Raw genomic sequence first — 16,569 nt, forward strand, 5'->3', positions numbered from 1 at the left:
CAACGGTCTGCCGCTAACTGAGAAGCATGCACTATGAGCCGAATGAGCGATACCTGGATACTTGCCGCCCAATGCCCTAGTCGCTTGGGAACGGTGGACGTCGTCACCCGCTTTCTAAAAGAGCAGCAGTGCTATATCACTGAACTCAACTCTTTCGATGATCGGCTCGGCGGGCGCTTTTTCATTCGCGCCGAGTTTCGCCCAGAGCAAGATGAGTTTCATGAAGAGCGCTTTCACACCGATTTTTCAGCGCGGGCAAGCGAATTCGATATGCAGTTCGAATTGACGGCCCCTGGCAAACGCACCGGCACTGTGATTATGGTCTCCAAGGCCGATCACTGCTTGAATGATCTGCTCTACCGTTATCGGACAGGGCAGCTTCCTCTGGATATCAAAGCGGTGATTTCCAATCATCCTGATCTGGAGCCATTGGCAGCATGGCACGATTTGCCCTACCACTACCTGCCGATCACGCCCGAGACGAAATTGCAGCAGGAAGCCCAGGTACGCGAAATCATCGCGGATACCGACGCTGAATTGGTGGTGCTAGCAAGGTATATGCAGGTGCTTTCCCCCTCTATGTGTGAACTATTAGCCGGACGGGCGATCAATATTCACCACTCGCTGCTGCCCGGTTTTAAAGGCGCCAAGCCTTATCACCAGGCATATGAGAAAGGGGTTAAGCTGGTCGGCGCAACGGCGCACTACATTAATAATGACCTTGATGAAGGGCCGATTATTGCCCAAGGTGTCGAGCCTGTGGATCACACCCATTATCCTGAGGATCTGGTTGCCAAGGGGCGTGATATCGAGTGCCTCACCCTGGCTAGAGCGATTAGCTATCACTTGGAACGCCGCGTGTTCTTTTATTCAGGGCGCACAGTCGTTTTTGGCAACTAGTTTTTTGGTAACCAATGCTTTTGCCTAATGCTGTTGTTAATAAACGCAAACAGTTTGAGCGCGCTTTTATAACTGGGGTGCTGTCGTTGCTAAGCTTTTGCCAGATCGATACGTAACCCCTTGTTATGTTTGAGAAGTTATTTGTGATAAATCGTGCCTAAAAGTATCATTTTATAAATATAAAAATATCATCAATAAAAGATAGATTAGTTTTATTTATCATCACATCAATAACTTATTGAAATTGTCAGGCACCGCCTGATTTTCCCCTGTTTATACGTCAAGAGGTGCTCCAATGCCTATCAGTGTTTTCGACCTTTTTAAGATTGGAGTAGGCCCCTCCAGTTCCCATACCGTCGGGCCCATGCAGGCGGCTTTTAAGTATGTCACAACCCTGCGCGAAAACAGCCAGCTCGATGAGGTAGGACATCTTGAAGTCCATCTTTATGGCTCGTTATCCGCCACGGGTATCGGGCATGCCACCGATAACGCAATTATTATGGGATTGATGGGTGAACGCCCTAGCACAATAGATCCCTCGATTATTGAGCCAGCCATCGAGGCGCTTAAAGAGAGCCAATCATTACAGCTTGGTCGACAAAAAGAAGTTAAATTTGTTTGGGATAGAGACCTCTATTTTCATGAAGAGAGCTTGCCACATCACCCTAATGCCATGAAGCTGGCGGCTTTTACGCATCAGGGCGACTTGGTGTATGAAAATACCTATTACTCGGTGGGCGGCGGCTTCGTGGTTGAACAGGCCCAGGTGGATATGCCACTGGACGATTTGGGTGGCGTTACCATTCCTTACAACTTCGATACGGCAGACGAGCTCTTGGCGCTATGTAAAAAAGAGCAGCTAAGTGTCAGCCGGCTGATGCTGGAAAATGAGAAAGTCTGGCGGACGGAGGAGGAGGTCAGAAACGAACTGTGGCGTATCTGGAAAGTGATGTGTGAATGCATCGACAATGGATTAACCCACGAAGGGGTATTGCCGGGGGGGTTAAACGTTAAGCGCAGGGCTAAGCTGCTTCACCAGCATCTTCAAGCGGCAGAGCAGAACGATTGCCTGATCGCCTCAACGTTCTCAGCGATGGAGTGGGTGAACATTTTTGCCCTCGCCGTTAACGAAGAGAATGCCGCAGGGGGGCGCATGGTCACGGCGCCCACCAATGGCGCTGCGGGCATCATCCCCGCCGTCTTACACTACTATATGAAGTTTCAGCCCAATGCCTGTGAGAAAAACGTGGTGGATTTTTTGCTGGCGGCAGGCGCCATTGGCATTCTGTGTAAGAAAAATGCTTCGATCTCCGGAGCCGAAGTGGGCTGCCAGGGGGAGGTTGGATCAGCTTGTGCCATGGCAGCCGCTGGCTTGGCTGATGTGATGGGGGGCACTCCCGAACAAGTAGAGCATGCGGCCGAAATCGGCTTGGAGCACAATTTAGGATTAACCTGTGACCCCGTTGGAGGGTTGGTTCAAGTCCCTTGTATTGAGCGCAACGCTATCGCCACGGTAAAGGCGATCAATGCCGCTCAGATGGCACTGCGTGGCGATGGCACTCACTTTATATCGCTAGATAAAGTGATTCGTACCATGCGCGATACCGGCAGGGACATGCTGGATAAGTACAAAGAGACATCCAAAGGTGGATTAGCGGTAAATGCCATTGAGTGCTAAACAGCGTCGGCTGAAGTAGATGTAAATGCTGGATCCTTGCTGAGAAAGGGTTCAGCATTCTCTTTTTGAGCTATAGGTGCAAAAGAGGTCGTTAGCTGGTCAATCCCGCCATTCCCATCACAAACTTAAGTCCCAATGAAATCAGCAAGAGAACACCCACACTCGAAAGCCAGATGGTGACTAACCAGCCCAGGCGCTTGGCGAGAGGCTTCATTGTCTTACTCCTCAATACACAGGGGATAGGGGGTTAATGATAAGCATCGCCAGGATTCACCTTGCCGCGAAAGACGTAGTAACTCCAGGCGGTGTACATCAAGATAATCGGCAGAATAAACAGCGTGCCTACTAAGGCAAAGCCTTGGCTTTGGGCGGGGGCGGCGACCTGCCAGATAGACGCATCGGGCGGTATAATCGTTGGCCACAGGCTAATGCCCAGACCGCTGTAGCCTAAAAATACCAGTGCCAAGACCAACACAAAGGGCAGGGCGGTGTCTTGAAAGGCGATAGCACGCCATAGCCACCAACCTACCAGCATGACTAACAGCGGTACCGGTAAAAACCACAGCAGGTTGGGTAGCGAAAACCAGCGGGCGGCAATATTCGGGTAAGCCAGCGGTGTCCATACACTGACCAGGGCGATCATCACCAGCAGCCCGAGCATCAACGGTTTGGTGATCCGGTACATCCGCTGTTGCAGGGCGCCTTCGGTTTTCATTATCAGCCAGGTGCTGCCCAGCAGCGCATAGGCAAATAGTAGACCAACGCCGCAAAGCAGCGAAAAAGGCGTGAGCCAGTCCAGCGACCCACCGCTAAAACGAACGCCATCAAAAGCGATACCCTGAATATAGCCGCCCAAGGCAACGCCCTGTGCAGCAGTCGCCATCAGCGAGCCGCCAATAAAGGCTTTGTCCCACACATGGCGCCGCTCGGGGGATGCTTTGAAGCGAAACTCAAAGGCGACGCCACGAAAAATCAGCCCCAACAGCATCACGATTAGCGGAATGGCCAGCGCTTCCAGCACCACTGCGTAAGCGAGGGGAAAGGCGGCGAATAACCCCGCACCGCCAAGCACCAGCCAGGTTTCGTTGCCGTCCCACACCGGGGCAACAGTATTCATCATAATGTCGCGCTCCTGCTCGTCATGCACGCGCAGAAAAAGCAGGCCAATACCTAAGTCAAAACCATCCATGACTACATACATCATCAAACCAAACAGGATGATAACGGCCCAGGTGAGCGATAGATCGATTCCCATAATGCACCCCTCATAACTATTAGCGAATTGTTAGTGAGCCGTCAGCGTCTCGTTAGCCGCCGAGAGAGGCCGGGCGGGTGTGCGGTGATGGCCTGGGCCACCTAAGGCGGGCGCAGAGGGATCGCCTGGGCCTTTGTTCACCAGGTGCATCATGTAGATAACGCCGGTACCGAAGACCGCCAGATAAACCACCACAAAGGCGGTTAAGCTAATGCTGAGGTGGAGGGCGCTGTGTGCTGAAGCGGCATCGGCGGTTCTTAATAACCCATAAACCACCCAGGGCTGGCGGCCCACTTCGGTGGTAAACCAGCCCGCCAGCAGTGCCACTAGCCCTGCTGGCCCCATGCATAACGTGAAGAGTAGAAAGCGGCGAGACTCAAATAGCCGCCTTTTGACGCGCAGAGTATTGCCCACGATGGCAAGCACAATCATCAACACCCCCAGCCCCACCATCAGCCGGAAGCTCCAGAACACGATGGTCGAGTTGGGGCGATCTTCTGGGGCGAACTCCTTAAGCGCGGGAATTTGTTCGGTCAGGCTGTGCTGTAATAGCAAGCTGCCCAGCACGGGGATTTCCAACTTGAAACGGGTCTCTTCACCCGCCATATCGGGCCAGCCGAATAGAATGAGCGGAGTAGGTTCACCGCTGCTGTTATCCCAATGCCCTTCGATAGCGGCGATCTTGGCAGGCTGGTGCTCCAGGGTGTTAAGGCCGTGCAAGTCACCCACTACGGCCTGCAGTGGAGCAGTGATCGCTAGCATGAGCAATGCCATGGAGAGCATGGTGCGCACTTCAGGCGACGGTCTGCCTCTTAGCAACAGCCAGGCAGCAGAGGCCGCGACAAACAGCGCCGTGCTTAAAAAGGCCGCTAGCGCCATATGGGCCAGGCGATAGGGGAAAGACGGATTGAAGACAATCTTCATCCAATCAACGGGGATCACCACACCGTTGACGATGTCGTGGCCTTGCGGGGTTTGCATCCAGCTATTGGAAGAGAGAATCCAAAACATCGACACGAGGGTGCCGAGTGCGACCATGCAGGTCGCAAAAAAGTGCAGGCCTCGGCCGACCCGCTCCCAGCCAAAGAGCATGACGCCCAGAAAACCGGCTTCCAAAAAGAAGGCCGTGAGCACTTCGTAGGTGAGCAGAGGCCCCGTGACGCTGCCCGCAAAGGCGGAAAAGCCGCTCCAGTGAGTACCGAACTGGTACGCCATCACAATGCCCGAGACCACGCCCATGGCAAAATTGACGGCAAATATTTTTGACCAGAAGTGGTAAAGGTGACGATAGGTATCCCGCTGGGTCTTTAACCATAGCCCTTCCAACACGGCCAGGTAGCTGGCTAAACCGATGGTGATGGCGGGAAAAATAATATGAAAGGAGATGGTAAAGGCAAACTGCACCCTGGCCAGATCAATGGCCGCGATTCCGAACATGGCGCTTCCTCCGCTGACAGCCACTGTCTTAACTAAATAGTGGGCCGGTATAGCCGCTGTGTGGCTTCATCGGAACAGTCTATCTTTCGCTGTGTTTCATAACAGACTCAGTTTTTCACTAAAAAACCGGATCAGTCGAAAGGAGATGGCGTTTGGAGTACCCGCTAAAAGAGGCTTAATAACCTGCCTAGTGTTTCCATGCCGCGCTCACTGCTAGGTGTCCAGGGGTGGCCGTAACTCAGGCGCACGCAGTGGCGAAACTGCTGGGTCGCGGAAAAGATCGGGCCCGGCGCTAAGCTAACGCCATGGTCGAGCGCCGTATTGAATAGCCGCAACGAATCTACCTGCTCGGGAAACTCCACCCATAAAAAGTAGCCGCCCGCCGGACGGGTGATGCGAGTATTGGCAGGAAAGTAGCGATCTGCTGCTGCCAGCATGCTGCCTTGTTGGGCTTCCAGGGCATGGCGGAGCTTGCGCAAATGGCGGTCATAACCGCCATGCTGCAAGTAGTCAGCGATGGCTGCCTGAGCGGGCACGGAAGGCGAAATCGTCGTCATTAGCTTTAGCCGCGAGATGGCCTGAGCATAGCGACCGCCCGCTACCCAGCCTACCCGGTAGCCCGGCGCTAAGCACTTTGAGAAAGAGCTGCAGTGGATGACCAAACCCTCATCATCGAAGGCTTTGACTGGCGCGGGTGGCGTGCTGCCAAAGTACAGCTCGGCATACACATCATCCTCTAGCATCGGAACTTGGTGCTGTTTTAACAGCTGATAAAGCGCTTGTTTGCGCTCTTTACTCAGGCTGGCGCCGATTGGGTTTTGCAGATGGCTCATAAACCAGCAGGCTTTGATGGGCAGCGTCTCCAGTCGCTCTGCCAGTACCTCCAGGTCGATGCCCTCCCGTGGGTGAACGGGTATCTCCACCGCGCGCAGTTTCAAGCGCTCCAACACTTGCAGGCTGGCATAAAACGCTGGGGACTCGATCGCCACCAGGTCGCCCGGCTGGGTAACGCACTGCAGGGCTAGATTAAGACCCTCCATCGCGCCGTTGGTAATTACCAGCTCTTCCATCGGCAGTTGAATGCCGCCCAGCATGTAGCGCAGGGCAATTTGCCGACACAGATCGGTATGCCCGGTGGTCATGTCAGCCACCACCTGCTGGGGCGAAAGCGCCCGCAGCCCCCGGGTCATACTGATACTCAAGCGCGAAAGCGGAAACAGCTCAGGACTAGGAAAGGCCGATCCAAAGGGCACCGTTCGGTCATCCTGAAGCGAGCCAAGCACCGAGAACACCAACTCGCTGACTTCTACTTCTGCTGGGTCGGTGGGCTGCAGCGTTACACGCGGTTCGTCCAGCAGACGCCGGGCGTGTTCACGCACAAAATACCCCGAGCGTGCCCTTGCGGTGATAAGCCCACGGTTCTCAAGTAAATAGTAAGCCTGGAACACCGTAGAAGGGCTAATGCCGTGATGGCGGCTAGCCTGGCGCACCGAGGGAATTCGTTCCCCTGGGCCAAGCACACCTTGGCGAATCAGCGTCGCTATCTCATCGGCAAACTGTTCGTAGCGTTTCATGGGATAAACCGTCGGTGCATTGAGTAAAACGCCCGAATGCTCCATCACAGTGTTAGCTGGCACAGCGCGCCTCTCTGCTGATAGAAAGCACCACTGTGCCGCATGTGCGAAGCGTAAAACAGGCTCAAATATAGTAATAAACAGCATATCAGAAAGCAGCTGTATGAGAGGCTAGTGCTAACTGATACGCCTTATTTCTCTAAAACTGCATCTGTTTGTGCCATCCCTGTATGAGCATAGTAGCGGCTAACTTAAAAGTCGCGCCTTCTAACAAATGCTTAATCATCTACCTCGCGACGCCCCTCGACCGCATAAACCTCCATTCTCTCTTTTTTGGATATCGGTATGACGCAACGCATTCCACTGCAAGACCTGACTACCGAGGCGGCGGTTGAACACCATACGCCTCCGTCTAAGTCGCCCAACTCTCGTCCTCCCAGTAGCAAGCCACCGAAGCTCGGGCATATTTATGTGCGAGAAATAAGCGGCTTTTTTCAGCGTATCCGGCGCTTTTCTAACTGGCTGTTGATGGCGCTCTATTTCGGCTTACCGTGGATCAATTGGGGTGATCGGCCGCTAGTGTGGTTTGACCTCTCAGCCCAGGAATTTCACCTGTTTGCGGCGACGTTTTACCCACAGGACTTTATCTTGCTCACCTGGATTCTGGTGCTGTGCGCCTTTGGTCTGTTTTTGATCACGGTGGTGGCTGGGCGAGTGTGGTGTGGCTACAGCTGCCCGCAAAGCGTGTGGACGTTTCTGTTTATCTGGTTCGAGCATCGCCTGGAGGGGCCACGGCACCGGCGCATTCGGCTTGATAAAGCACCGCGTAGTTTGGATACGCTATGGCGAAAAACCGCCAAACATGCGGCTTGGCTGCTGATTGCGTTGGCAACGGGAATAGCCTTCGTTGGTTACTTCACGCCGATAAGAGCGTTAGTGGTGGATATGTTTACCCTGGACATGCACCCTTTAGAGCTGTTCTGGATCGGTTTCTTTACCCTGTTTACCTACTTGAATGCCGGTTGGCTCCGCCATCAGGTATGCCTGCATATGTGTCCCTATGCGCGCTTTCAGTCAGCGATGTTCGATGCTAATACGCTGATTGTTTCCTACGACGCTGCCCGTGGTGAGCCGCGCCGTCACCATTCTCAAAAGGGTGTTGAGGCAACTCGAATCGGTGACTGTATCGACTGTGAACTCTGCGTTCAGGTATGCCCCACCGGTATCGATATTCGTGACGGGCTGCAATACGAGTGTATTGGCTGTGCGGCGTGTATCGATGCCTGCGACAGCGTTATGGCGCGGATTGATAAACCGCTGGGCCTGATTCGTTACACCACCGAGCGTGTTCTGGAAGGTAAAGCGACCCGTTTTTGGCGCCCCCAGCTGTTGGCTTATACGGCGGCGTTATTCTCCATGGTGGTACTGTTAGTCGGTTTCTTGAACGCCCGGGTGCCCATTGATGTAGAGATTGCCCGCGACCGTCAGGCATTGTTTGAAAGCACGGTAGAGGGTCGCATTATCAATTACTACAACGTGACGCTGCGCAATCAAGATGGCCAAACCCATCATTACGCGGTATCAGCCTCGGGGTTGCCAGGGCTTCGTCTGCAGGGAGTGGATACCTTAGAGGTGGCGGCGTTTGAAACACGCAGCCTGCGTCTAGCACTCACCGCCGATGCGGACAATCTTTCACAACCTAGCCATCCCATCGAACTGCGCTTTATCGCATTAGATAACCCTTCCATCACGAAGGTCAGTGAAACACGTTTCCTGGGGCCTTCAGGGGAGTAGTGGGTACGGGTAGCCACGATCTAAAAAGCGAAAAAACCTGCGATCAAAGCGAGTAACGATGCAGTAACACTCTGATAGCAGCCCAATGGCTAGTGTGAACCGCGTCAGGCTGACGCTTGCTCCGAGAGCGGTTGTAACGCCGCATCCTGTTGTCGCTGATAAGCTTTGATGCGTTCAACCAAGTATTCAGCGTCAGCCGCCACCCCAGAGAACCTCCCAGAGCCCCAGGTATGCAGCCATGGCAGGCCAATAAAGTAGAGGCCGGGCTGTTGGGTGACACCGCGTTTGTGTATGGGATGGCCCTGACCATTGAATACCGAAGCATCAAGCCAGTGAAAGTCAGGGCGAAAGCCGATGCACCAGATAACGGCGCTAATCCCTGCGTCGACCAGATTTAGCTCGGAACGCTCTTGGTTCGGTTCCCAGCATGGCGTGTACTCGGACGCTGGTGGGGCCTCGATACCCTGGGAGGCGATATAGGCATCAATTCGCTGGTTTATGTTGCAGTAAACACTGTCGGCATGATCGAGGTTGGCTTGCAAATTATCGCGAAAGATAAAGTCCCCATTGCGGTACTCTTCTAATAGCCCGAATAGCTCCATACCTTCGAGAGCGAACTTGCGCAGGTCGATCTCCCGGCCCCCGTCACGTCCTGTGACATAGTGGTTGGTGTTATCTCTTACTCCCTCACGTAATGGGTGCTGATCGACCGACATCTCGTAGTAGCCCATTTCATCAAGCCATTCGACAACATCTTTGCCGCGATATTGACGCGCCACGCGCGGGGCATCACCAGTGGCGAGGAAGACTTTTCGCCCAGCAATGTGCAGGTCTTCGGCAATCTGGGCGCCAGATTGGCCGGAGCCCACCACCAACACCGCCCCCTCGGGTAACTGTTCAGGGCTTCGGTATTCCGCGGAATGTAGCTGGAACAACCGATCGGGCAATCGCTCTGCCATACGTGGAATGATAGGGAGATGATAACCGCCGGAGGCCACCACGATCTGATCCGCGCTAAACTCACCCGCGGAACTCTTCACTGCGTACTTCCCGTTGCTATTCAGACTGACGCGATTAACGGCAACGCCTTCGAGGGCGGGAGGCTGAACCTTGGTGGCAAAGCGGTCAAGGTAAGCGACGACGTCGTCTCGTTTCATAAAGCCTTTAGGATCATCCCCGTCGTAGGGATGATCGGGTAGCTGGCACTGCCAATTCGGCGTCACTAAGGTGAATGAATCCCAACGCGCTGTCTGCCAGCTATGCATTAAGCTGTGTTTCTCTATAACGAGATGGCCGATTGCCTGTTGTTGAAGGTAGTGGCTGACGGATAGCCCCGCCTGACCGCCACCGATGATAATGGCAGAATAGTGCTTACGTAGGTCTTTCATATCGCTCTCTCTTTGCAACGATTGATGAGATGTTTGATGGGCTAGTCGATGCGGATAATTTCGACCATGTCCTGCGGATTATTGCCAAACTGCTGGGCTTTGGCCTTGATGACCGTCGACTGATCAATGGCACTGGAGCAGAAGAAGCCGAATTTTTGTTCGATGCGCTGGCTGGCCGCCTCTAAGGCTGTGTCGGCGCGCTCCACAAAAGCATCGACGCTGAGACGCTCGCCGACCTGGAAGTACTCCTTTACGACGGTAGAGGGTGAGTAACACTGGTCTTCGCTGCCATCTGGCCAGCGAACGTGGAAGTGTATGGCTGGCATGCTCAAAGCTCCTGTTGGGGAATGGGCATTTGGGGGCGACTCAGTCCGGTTAATGGAGTCGTTGCAAGGTCATGGAACAACTGGCGATCATTGTCGGTTTCTACCCAGAGCTGAGGTGAGGAAACGATCTCGCCGATCTGCGCGGCGGCGATGCCACGGGCACGGAAGCGCTCTAGCAGCATGGGAAGGTGCTCATTATCCGTGGTGAGCAGGTAACCGAAGCTAGGGAAGGTGCATAACCAGTCTTCCCAAGTGACTTTCTCGGGTTTCGGGATGGCGTCAAGGTTAATGCTCACACCTACATCAGCGCTCTCCATGAGCATTAAGGTGGTACCGAGGAGACCGGCCTGGCTGATATCTTTGGCTGCGATAGCCAAGCCCGCTTCAGCAATACAGGGAAGCAGTTCGATGTCGTCACGCAAACGCTCAGCGGGCGCCGTTGTGGCCGCGTTCCAATTCAGATAGGGCGCTTGATAGGCGCCGCGCAGGTCGATAGCCGCCACTAATAGCTGCCCAGGCCGCGCCGCAAAACTGCTCAGCAGGCATTGGGCTCGACCCAGGATGCCGACCGCCAATTGCGGCTGATTGGAGCGAAGGTTGGTGTGGCCACCGACGATGGGAATGCGGAAGGTGTCGGCGGCCTCACGCATGCCTTTGGCAATTAGTTCAGCGCTTTCTGGGTCATGGCTCCATAGAGCATTGACGATTGCCTGGGGCCGCCCGCCCATTGCGGCGATATCACTGACGTTAACCATCACCGAACACCAGCCAGCAAACCAAGGATCCTCGGCGACGAAGGCGGTAAGTAGCCCTTCCATCGCCAACAGTGTGTAGCCTTCGCCGCTGGGAATGGCCGCGGTATCGTCGCCGTTGGGATGCCAGCCATCGGGCAGTGCTGTCAGGTTGGGAGCGATCCGCGCGATATCGGCCTTATGGGCAAGACCACTATAATCGTGCACTTTCTGGAGCAGTTCTGTTAGGTCGAATCGTTGCTTTTGGCTCATGATGCTTGTCTCAGTGCGGGGGCTGAAAGGATCTTAAGCAGCCCAGGCGCCAGCTCAGCGAGAGGTTGGCGTTGACGCCCAGGCACAACAAAGCCGCTAAGAGGAGAGTGGCAAGGGGGGTAGTGGGTAAGGTCGGCCTCCATGACGACATGAGGTCGATCAAGGATTAACTCCTCTCCAATGCTTCGCCAGTGCAACTGTTGGAAAAGAGCCTCATTCTGGGCCTGTACCCGGGCCAAAAAGCGTTGGCAGCCCAATGCATGAGCGCTGGAGACGGCCAGCCGAATCAGCGTGGAGCCTAGGCGGCCTTGGGCGCGGAAGGCTGGGTCAACAGCAAGACGCGAACCATGCCAGAGTCCAGGTTCTGATTCGTGAATACGCACTGTCCCCACCACTTGCTCATACCATCCTCCTGTGCACCCTAAAGCGACGAGTAGGTGGGCTGATTCATCGATGGCATCTCGGTCGTCCTGATCAAATATTGCCTGCTCATCGCAGAAAACGCGCCGCCGCAATGCCATTGCTTCATCGGTTTCCCAAGGCAGGCTTGCCCACTTGATCCGGTAGTTGGAATAGGCCGAATAGGCGTCGGATGTTGACATCATCGGGCACTCCTCTATTAAGCGTTTCGCGTGCTGTTAGCGCTCGTACTCAGACAACGTTGAACAGGCACCGCAACGCCCGCAGCCCGCTTTGATATCGCTAGAGCGCAACGCTGCGAGCTTGAGACGTCTGCCCAACGGCGCCAGGATCGACTCCATAAAGTCGGCGCTGGGCGGCTTATGATCTTCTAATGGCGTGCCGTTAATCGGCACGAACGGCACTACAAAGGGATAAACGCCGATTTCGATTAGGTGTTGGCAGGTTTCCAGAATGGCCTCGCGGGTATCCCCGAGCCCGGCAAGAATATAAGTGCTGACTTGCCCGCGGCCAAAGACGTCAACAGCATCGCGAAACGCCTGCATATACTCTTCGATGCCAACCTCTGCCTTGCCTGGCATTAGCGTTTTTCTTAGCGAAGGTGTGACCACTTCGAGATGCATGCCCAGGCTGTCAATGCCAGCTTCCTTCATGCGGGCATACCAAACGGGATCCTTCGGTGGTTCGCACTGCCCTTGCAGCGGAAGATCCACGGCCGCTTTGATGGCCCTGGCACTTTCGCAAAGGACGCTGGCTCCTCGGTCAGACGTGGCTGGCGTTCCGGTAGTCATGACCATATGTTTGACACCGTCGAGCTCGACAGCGGCCTTAGCCACCTCGGCCAGTTGGTCTGGGGACTTATGCGCAATGGTGCGCCCGGCTTGGAGTGATTGACCAATCGAGCAGAATTTGCAGGCTTTGCGCCTGCTCTCATAGCGGATGCATGTTTGCAGTACCGTCGTGGCCAGTACATCGCGGCTATGCAAGGTGGCGATATGCGTGTAGGGGACGCCGTCAGCGGTTTGCAGGTCGTAGAAGTGGGGCGTATCTGCAAAGGTAATATCGGCCATAGGAATCGTGTTTTCAGTCAGCCTATGCCCTTCATCACCTGACACTACGCTAAACGGTGAACGCCATGCCGACTGGGTATAGACGGGCACCATCATAGTGATTCCATCGATAGTTATTGCCTGATGGTCAGAAGGGCCAGCGCCGCCCCGTCGGCTGACATGCTCTTGTGATGCATCCTGCAGGCGTACGCCATGGGTTTGAAGTTCGGTGAACAAGCGTGAGCGATCGGCGAGCTTACTCATCTTCATCTCCTTGGGCATTATGGCCCTGAGCGGAAGTGGCCAGTGGCTGGCAGCAGTGGGCGGGCATATCGTTAATGGCTAAGCTCAACAGTTCAGGGCGCGCATAGTGGCCCACCGAATCCATCATTCGCTTACGCTTGGTAATCAGGGCGAAATCCAGGTCGGCAATAACGATGCCTTCTCCTTTGCGCAGCGGCTCGGCCAAGTGCTTACCTTCTGGCGAGATAATGGCGGTGTTACAGCCATCACGCAGAGCACGTTGTAGCGTGGTGTCGGGGGTAATGGATTCGATTTGGGAGTCGGTTAGCCAGCCGGTGGCGTTAACCACGAAACAGCCCGCTTCAAGGGCGTGATGACGGATGGTTACTTCAATTTGATCCGCAAAGACTGGGCCGACCAGCGAGCCAGGAAACTGGCTGCAGTGGATCTGCTCGTGCTGGGTCATCAGGGCATAACGTGCCAACGGATTGTAGTGCTCCCAGCAGGCCAGGGCGCCAACACGGCCCACGGCGCTATCCACCACCTTCAAGCCCGAGGCATCGCCCTGGCCCCAAATCATGCGTTCGTGGTAGGTCGGCGTGAGCTTTCGGCGTTTCAGCAACAGACGCCCGTCGCTATCAAAGATCAGTTGAGTATTGTAGAGGGTGCCATGATCACGCTCATTAACGCCAAGCACGACGACGATGCTCAGGGTGCGAGCGCGCTCAGCGACAGCATCAGTGATCGGGCCTGGTACCACCACGGCCTGTTCATACAGCCGGAAGTGCTCGGCGCCACAGGCCACGGCGGGGTAGACAAATGAAAAGTACGGATAGTAGGGAACGAAGGTTTCGGGGAACACGATCAGCTCAGCCCCCTTGCTGGCCGCTTCGTCGATTGCATCCAGTACCTTGACCAGCGTGCCGCCAACACTCTCAAGATCGGGAGAAAGCTGAGCGGCAGCGGCCCGCACTATGGTCGTTCCTGTCATGTTTGCTTGTGCCATGACCGCTGCTCCCCTTAGACCGTCCAGGTATCGATGATCAGTGCATCGTCGCGCACGTGAAGCAGCTTGAGGTCAAGCACATCCAGTGGATTGATCGCGCGGATGCCCTCAATGAGTGACGGTTCGCCATGACCATAGAGTGCTTGAAGAGCAAAGCGGCAGGCGTAGACCTTGCCTCCCTCGGCCATAAACTTGGTCAACTGATTGTTGAAATTCATGTGGCCGGGAAACGCTTCATCGCCCAGGGTCGGGAAGCCACGCTGGACACCCAAAGTGACGCCAGGGCCATACAGTAAGATGGAGGTTTCAAAGCCTTTACGCAGCAAACGCGTTGCCTGCAGCATATTCACGAAGCCGATCGACCCCTCAAAGGCAACCGTATGAAAAGTTACCAGGGCTTTTTCGCCTGGTTTCGCTTTTACGTCTTCAAAAACCTTCTCTTCGTAGTCGACCAGAAAATCGCCTTTCTTGTTGAGTGGTTGCGTCACTGTAGGCATGTCTAAGCTCCGTTTATTGCGAGTGGGAGAGTCGTTAACCGCCGTGCTTACACAAGCGGTACGATCAATACGGAGCAATCGACGTGCCAATTGATATGCTTATTGATCCAATCAATTGTCGATCATGTAGGTCGCTCTAAGCCTAAAAATTGACCAAATTTTTAGGCTAAAAAAATAATAAAAGGCTAATGTTTCAAAAAAACTGTGTTTTTCACCTTATTTGTGCAATAAAAGTGTGTTTTGCACCATTAAGTACATATGCAATCAATTTTTTATTTGTGCAATCTTTAGCCCATCAGTGATAAGTTTTGGTCGATAAGAAGAGTAGGTAACAATGTTTATTTAACGACGGGGAAGATATGCATACATCTGAGCTGGAACGCTGGCGAAAACGTTTAGACAAGGAGGTCAGCCAGCCAGCTTATCGTCTGGTCGCTGAATTGATTGCTGAAGATATCGGTAGTGGTCGGCTGCAGCCCCGCGAGCGACTGCCCCCGCTGAGAGAACTGGCGGGGGCTTTGAGTATCAATTACACGACGGCGGCGCGTGCCTATAACGAAGCTAAGCTGCGAGGCTTGATTGACTCGCATCCGGGCTCGGGCACTTTTATTAAAGGTAAGGCAGTGTCAGTGAAGCCGAGCAGTGGTTATGAGATGACCATGAACCTAATGATTGAGCCCGCGATACCGACGTTGATTGAACGAGTACGCGATAGCGCTATCTCGGTGTTGGCCCAGCGTGATCTTTACTCACTGCTGCGTTATCAAACCTTTGGTGGCAGCCATCATGACCGTGTGGCTGCGCTCCAATGGCTGGATCGGCGGCTGGACAACACGACACTGGAACAGGTCTTGATATGCCCAGGTATTCACAGCAGCCTGGTTGGGCTACTGATGCAGTTGGTAGCCCCAGGTCAGCTAATCTGTGTCGAAAGCCTGGTCTACCCCGGCCTAAAGGCTATCGCGGCTCAGCTCGGGCTGACCCTGCATTCATTGGAGCGTGACTCCGATGGCCCCCTTGTTCGCTCCTTCGAGGATATCTGTAAGCAGGGTCAAGTGGCCGTTTTGTATATTAATCCCACCATCCAAAACCCCACGACGACGACTATTCCCTTGGGGCGTCGTGAAGCGTTGGCCGATGTTGCCTTGCGCTATAGCATCCCGATTATTGAAGATGATGCTTACACCATGCTCAGCGAAGAGAAGATCGTCCCTATTGCTAACTTGGCCCCTGAGCTCACTTACTATCTGACGGGGACTGCCAAGTGTTTCGGTCCCGGTTTGCGATCAGGATTCCTACACGCCCCCACCAAGCGACAGGCGCAGAGAACCGCTGGCGCGCTTCGAGCCACCTCGGTGATGTCCAGCCCGCTGATTGATGCCCTGGTCACCGAGTGGATAACCGATGGGACGGCGGATGCCATGCTTAAAGCGATCCGTATCGAGGCCATTGCCCGCCTTGAAATAGCCGAGAAGATTCTGGGACGTCAGCGCATCGTGTCTGCCAAAGGTGCTTTCCACCTATGGCTTAAGCTGCCCAAGCACTCTGGCTGGAACCCTTCAGAGCTGGCGGTGCAATTACGTTCACATGGCGTTAGTGCGGTTGCCAGCGCTGCTTTTAGTACCGACAACCATCCCCCTGAAGCTCTGCGCTTGTGCTTCGGTGGTCAACTGACAAGAGAGGACTGGGAGGAAAGGCTGCATTATGTGGCGGATATCATCGACCAACCTGCCTATCTGTCATCTCTGACGATGTAACCTTGGTCAACTGTCCTAGTGACGGTTTGGTATTGATTAGCCAGACGAATAGCAAAAGTGGTTTAACGCCCATTATCTTCGGCGATGAATGACAGGAGTCCTCATCTCCCTGGTTTAATGCACGCTGTGGGGCACTACCACGGTGTGGGAATTTGCGATCCGTAGTCTGATCCGGCTTTTTTGAGGCTTTCTGAGCCTGTACTTGTCAGCTGTGCGCAGGCATAGTCTTTAAGTTAGTTTG

15 protein-coding genes are annotated in these 16,569 nt (G+C 54.4%); 4 read left to right on the plus strand and 11 right to left on the minus strand.

The window, feature by feature from the left end:
* The first annotated feature begins 33 nt into the window (after positions 1–33).
* Positions 34–900: a formyltetrahydrofolate deformylase gene (gene purU, locus AC4EYZ_RS14555; protein ID WP_022521486.1), complete on the plus strand. Its 867-nt coding sequence runs from the start codon at positions 34–36 to the stop codon at positions 898–900.
* 295 nt (positions 901–1,195) lie between these two features.
* On the plus strand, positions 1,196–2,578 hold the full coding sequence (locus AC4EYZ_RS14560) for an L-serine ammonia-lyase (RefSeq protein ID WP_474191217.1): 1,383 nt from the start codon (positions 1,196–1,198) through the stop codon (positions 2,576–2,578).
* Between the two features lie 91 nt (positions 2,579–2,669).
* Here AC4EYZ_RS14560 and AC4EYZ_RS14565 read toward each other — a convergent pair whose 3' ends face one another.
* From AC4EYZ_RS14565 to mapR, 4 genes are all read right to left on the minus strand, one after another.
* Complete coding sequence (locus AC4EYZ_RS14565) at positions 2,670–2,792, minus strand: DUF2474 family protein (protein ID WP_082116842.1); 123 nt, start codon at positions 2,790–2,792, stop codon at positions 2,670–2,672.
* A gap of 33 nt (positions 2,793–2,825) precedes the next feature.
* On the minus strand, positions 2,826–3,833 hold the full coding sequence (cydB, locus tag AC4EYZ_RS14570; RefSeq protein ID WP_474191218.1) for a cytochrome d ubiquinol oxidase subunit II: 1,008 nt from the start codon (positions 3,831–3,833) through the stop codon (positions 2,826–2,828).
* 30 nt (positions 3,834–3,863) lie between these two features.
* Complete coding sequence (locus AC4EYZ_RS14575) at positions 3,864–5,270, minus strand: cytochrome ubiquinol oxidase subunit I (RefSeq protein WP_474191219.1); 1,407 nt, start codon at positions 5,268–5,270, stop codon at positions 3,864–3,866.
* Positions 5,271–5,434: 164 nt separating this feature from the next.
* On the minus strand, positions 5,435–6,844 hold the full coding sequence (gene mapR / locus AC4EYZ_RS14580; protein ID WP_474191236.1) for a GntR family transcriptional regulator MpaR: 1,410 nt from the start codon (positions 6,842–6,844) through the stop codon (positions 5,435–5,437).
* A gap of 345 nt (positions 6,845–7,189) precedes the next feature.
* On the opposite strand from mapR, the gene ccoG reads away from it, so the two are divergent.
* On the plus strand, positions 7,190–8,638 hold the full coding sequence (gene ccoG, locus AC4EYZ_RS14585) for a cytochrome c oxidase accessory protein CcoG (RefSeq protein WP_159177555.1): 1,449 nt from the start codon (positions 7,190–7,192) through the stop codon (positions 8,636–8,638).
* Between the two features lie 104 nt (positions 8,639–8,742).
* On the opposite strand, the gene AC4EYZ_RS14590 is transcribed toward ccoG, so the two are convergent.
* From AC4EYZ_RS14590 to AC4EYZ_RS14620, 7 genes are read right to left on the minus strand one after another with little or no spacing between them, the layout of a single operon-like run.
* On the minus strand, positions 8,743–10,026 hold the full coding sequence (locus tag AC4EYZ_RS14590; RefSeq protein WP_138801203.1) for an MSMEG_0569 family flavin-dependent oxidoreductase: 1,284 nt from the start codon (positions 10,024–10,026) through the stop codon (positions 8,743–8,745).
* A gap of 41 nt (positions 10,027–10,067) precedes the next feature.
* Positions 10,068–10,352, minus strand: coding sequence for an MSMEG_0570 family nitrogen starvation response protein (locus tag AC4EYZ_RS14595; protein ID WP_474191220.1), 285 nt, complete (start codon positions 10,350–10,352; stop codon positions 10,068–10,070).
* Between the two features lie 2 nt (positions 10,353–10,354).
* Positions 10,355–11,356 (minus strand): sll0787 family AIR synthase-like protein, encoded by a 1,002-nt coding sequence (locus AC4EYZ_RS14600; RefSeq protein WP_474191221.1) that lies wholly within the window; start codon positions 11,354–11,356, stop codon positions 10,355–10,357.
* Positions 11,353–11,961, minus strand: a complete 609-nt coding sequence (locus AC4EYZ_RS14605; RefSeq protein WP_022521495.1) for an MSMEG_0567/Sll0786 family nitrogen starvation N-acetyltransferase — start codon at positions 11,959–11,961, stop codon at positions 11,353–11,355. Before AC4EYZ_RS14605 ends, AC4EYZ_RS14600 begins: the two co-directional genes overlap by 4 nt.
* A 33-nt stretch (positions 11,962–11,994) precedes the next feature.
* On the minus strand, positions 11,995–13,089 hold the full coding sequence (locus AC4EYZ_RS14610) for an MSMEG_0568 family radical SAM protein (protein WP_035581372.1): 1,095 nt from the start codon (positions 13,087–13,089) through the stop codon (positions 11,995–11,997).
* The gene (locus AC4EYZ_RS14615) at positions 13,082–14,074 is read right to left on the minus strand and encodes a Nit6803 family nitrilase (protein WP_474191222.1); all 993 of its coding nucleotides are present in this window, start codon (positions 14,072–14,074) and stop codon (positions 13,082–13,084) included. The genes AC4EYZ_RS14610 and AC4EYZ_RS14615 overlap by 8 nt, the downstream gene beginning before the upstream one ends.
* A gap of 14 nt (positions 14,075–14,088) precedes the next feature.
* On the minus strand, positions 14,089–14,571 hold the full coding sequence (locus AC4EYZ_RS14620) for an MSMEG_0572/Sll0783 family nitrogen starvation response protein (RefSeq protein WP_022521498.1): 483 nt from the start codon (positions 14,569–14,571) through the stop codon (positions 14,089–14,091).
* Positions 14,572–14,930: 359 nt separating this feature from the next.
* Here AC4EYZ_RS14620 and AC4EYZ_RS14625 point away from each other — a divergent pair, with 359 nt between their 5' ends.
* Positions 14,931–16,328: an aminotransferase-like domain-containing protein gene (locus tag AC4EYZ_RS14625; RefSeq protein WP_474191223.1), complete on the plus strand. Its 1,398-nt coding sequence runs from the start codon at positions 14,931–14,933 to the stop codon at positions 16,326–16,328.
* Positions 16,329–16,569: the final 241 nt, after the last annotated feature.

The organism is Vreelandella sp. 162(4c) (genome assembly GCF_058152265.1).

What these genes read in the sequence shown, in the direction of transcription:
- purU (WP_022521486.1), top strand. Translation starts at nt 34, where the DNA reads ATGAGCCGAATGAGCGATACCTGGATACTTGCCGCCCAATGCCCTAGT.
- AC4EYZ_RS14560 (WP_474191217.1), top strand. Translation starts at nt 1,196, where the DNA reads ATGCCTATCAGTGTTTTCGACCTTTTTAAGATTGGAGTAGGCCCCTCC.
- AC4EYZ_RS14565 (WP_082116842.1), bottom strand. Translation starts at nt 2,792, where the DNA reads ATGAAGCCTCTCGCCAAGCGCCTGGGCTGGTTAGTCACCATCTGGCTT.
- cydB (WP_474191218.1), bottom strand. Translation starts at nt 3,833, where the DNA reads ATGGGAATCGATCTATCGCTCACCTGGGCCGTTATCATCCTGTTTGGT.
- AC4EYZ_RS14575 (WP_474191219.1), bottom strand. Translation starts at nt 5,270, where the DNA reads ATGTTCGGAATCGCGGCCATTGATCTGGCCAGGGTGCAGTTTGCCTTT.
- mapR (WP_474191236.1), bottom strand. Translation starts at nt 6,844, where the DNA reads ATGAAACGCTACGAACAGTTTGCCGATGAGATAGCGACGCTGATTCGC.
- ccoG (WP_159177555.1), top strand. Translation starts at nt 7,190, where the DNA reads ATGACGCAACGCATTCCACTGCAAGACCTGACTACCGAGGCGGCGGTT.
- AC4EYZ_RS14590 (WP_138801203.1), bottom strand. Translation starts at nt 10,026, where the DNA reads ATGAAAGACCTACGTAAGCACTATTCTGCCATTATCATCGGTGGCGGT.
- AC4EYZ_RS14595 (WP_474191220.1), bottom strand. Translation starts at nt 10,352, where the DNA reads ATGCCAGCCATACACTTCCACGTTCGCTGGCCAGATGGCAGCGAAGAC.
- AC4EYZ_RS14600 (WP_474191221.1), bottom strand. Translation starts at nt 11,356, where the DNA reads ATGAGCCAAAAGCAACGATTCGACCTAACAGAACTGCTCCAGAAAGTG.
- AC4EYZ_RS14605 (WP_022521495.1), bottom strand. Translation starts at nt 11,961, where the DNA reads ATGATGTCAACATCCGACGCCTATTCGGCCTATTCCAACTACCGGATC.
- AC4EYZ_RS14610 (WP_035581372.1), bottom strand. Translation starts at nt 13,089, where the DNA reads ATGAGTAAGCTCGCCGATCGCTCACGCTTGTTCACCGAACTTCAAACC.
- AC4EYZ_RS14615 (WP_474191222.1), bottom strand. Translation starts at nt 14,074, where the DNA reads ATGGCACAAGCAAACATGACAGGAACGACCATAGTGCGGGCCGCTGCC.
- AC4EYZ_RS14620 (WP_022521498.1), bottom strand. Translation starts at nt 14,571, where the DNA reads ATGCCTACAGTGACGCAACCACTCAACAAGAAAGGCGATTTTCTGGTC.
- AC4EYZ_RS14625 (WP_474191223.1), top strand. Translation starts at nt 14,931, where the DNA reads ATGCATACATCTGAGCTGGAACGCTGGCGAAAACGTTTAGACAAGGAG.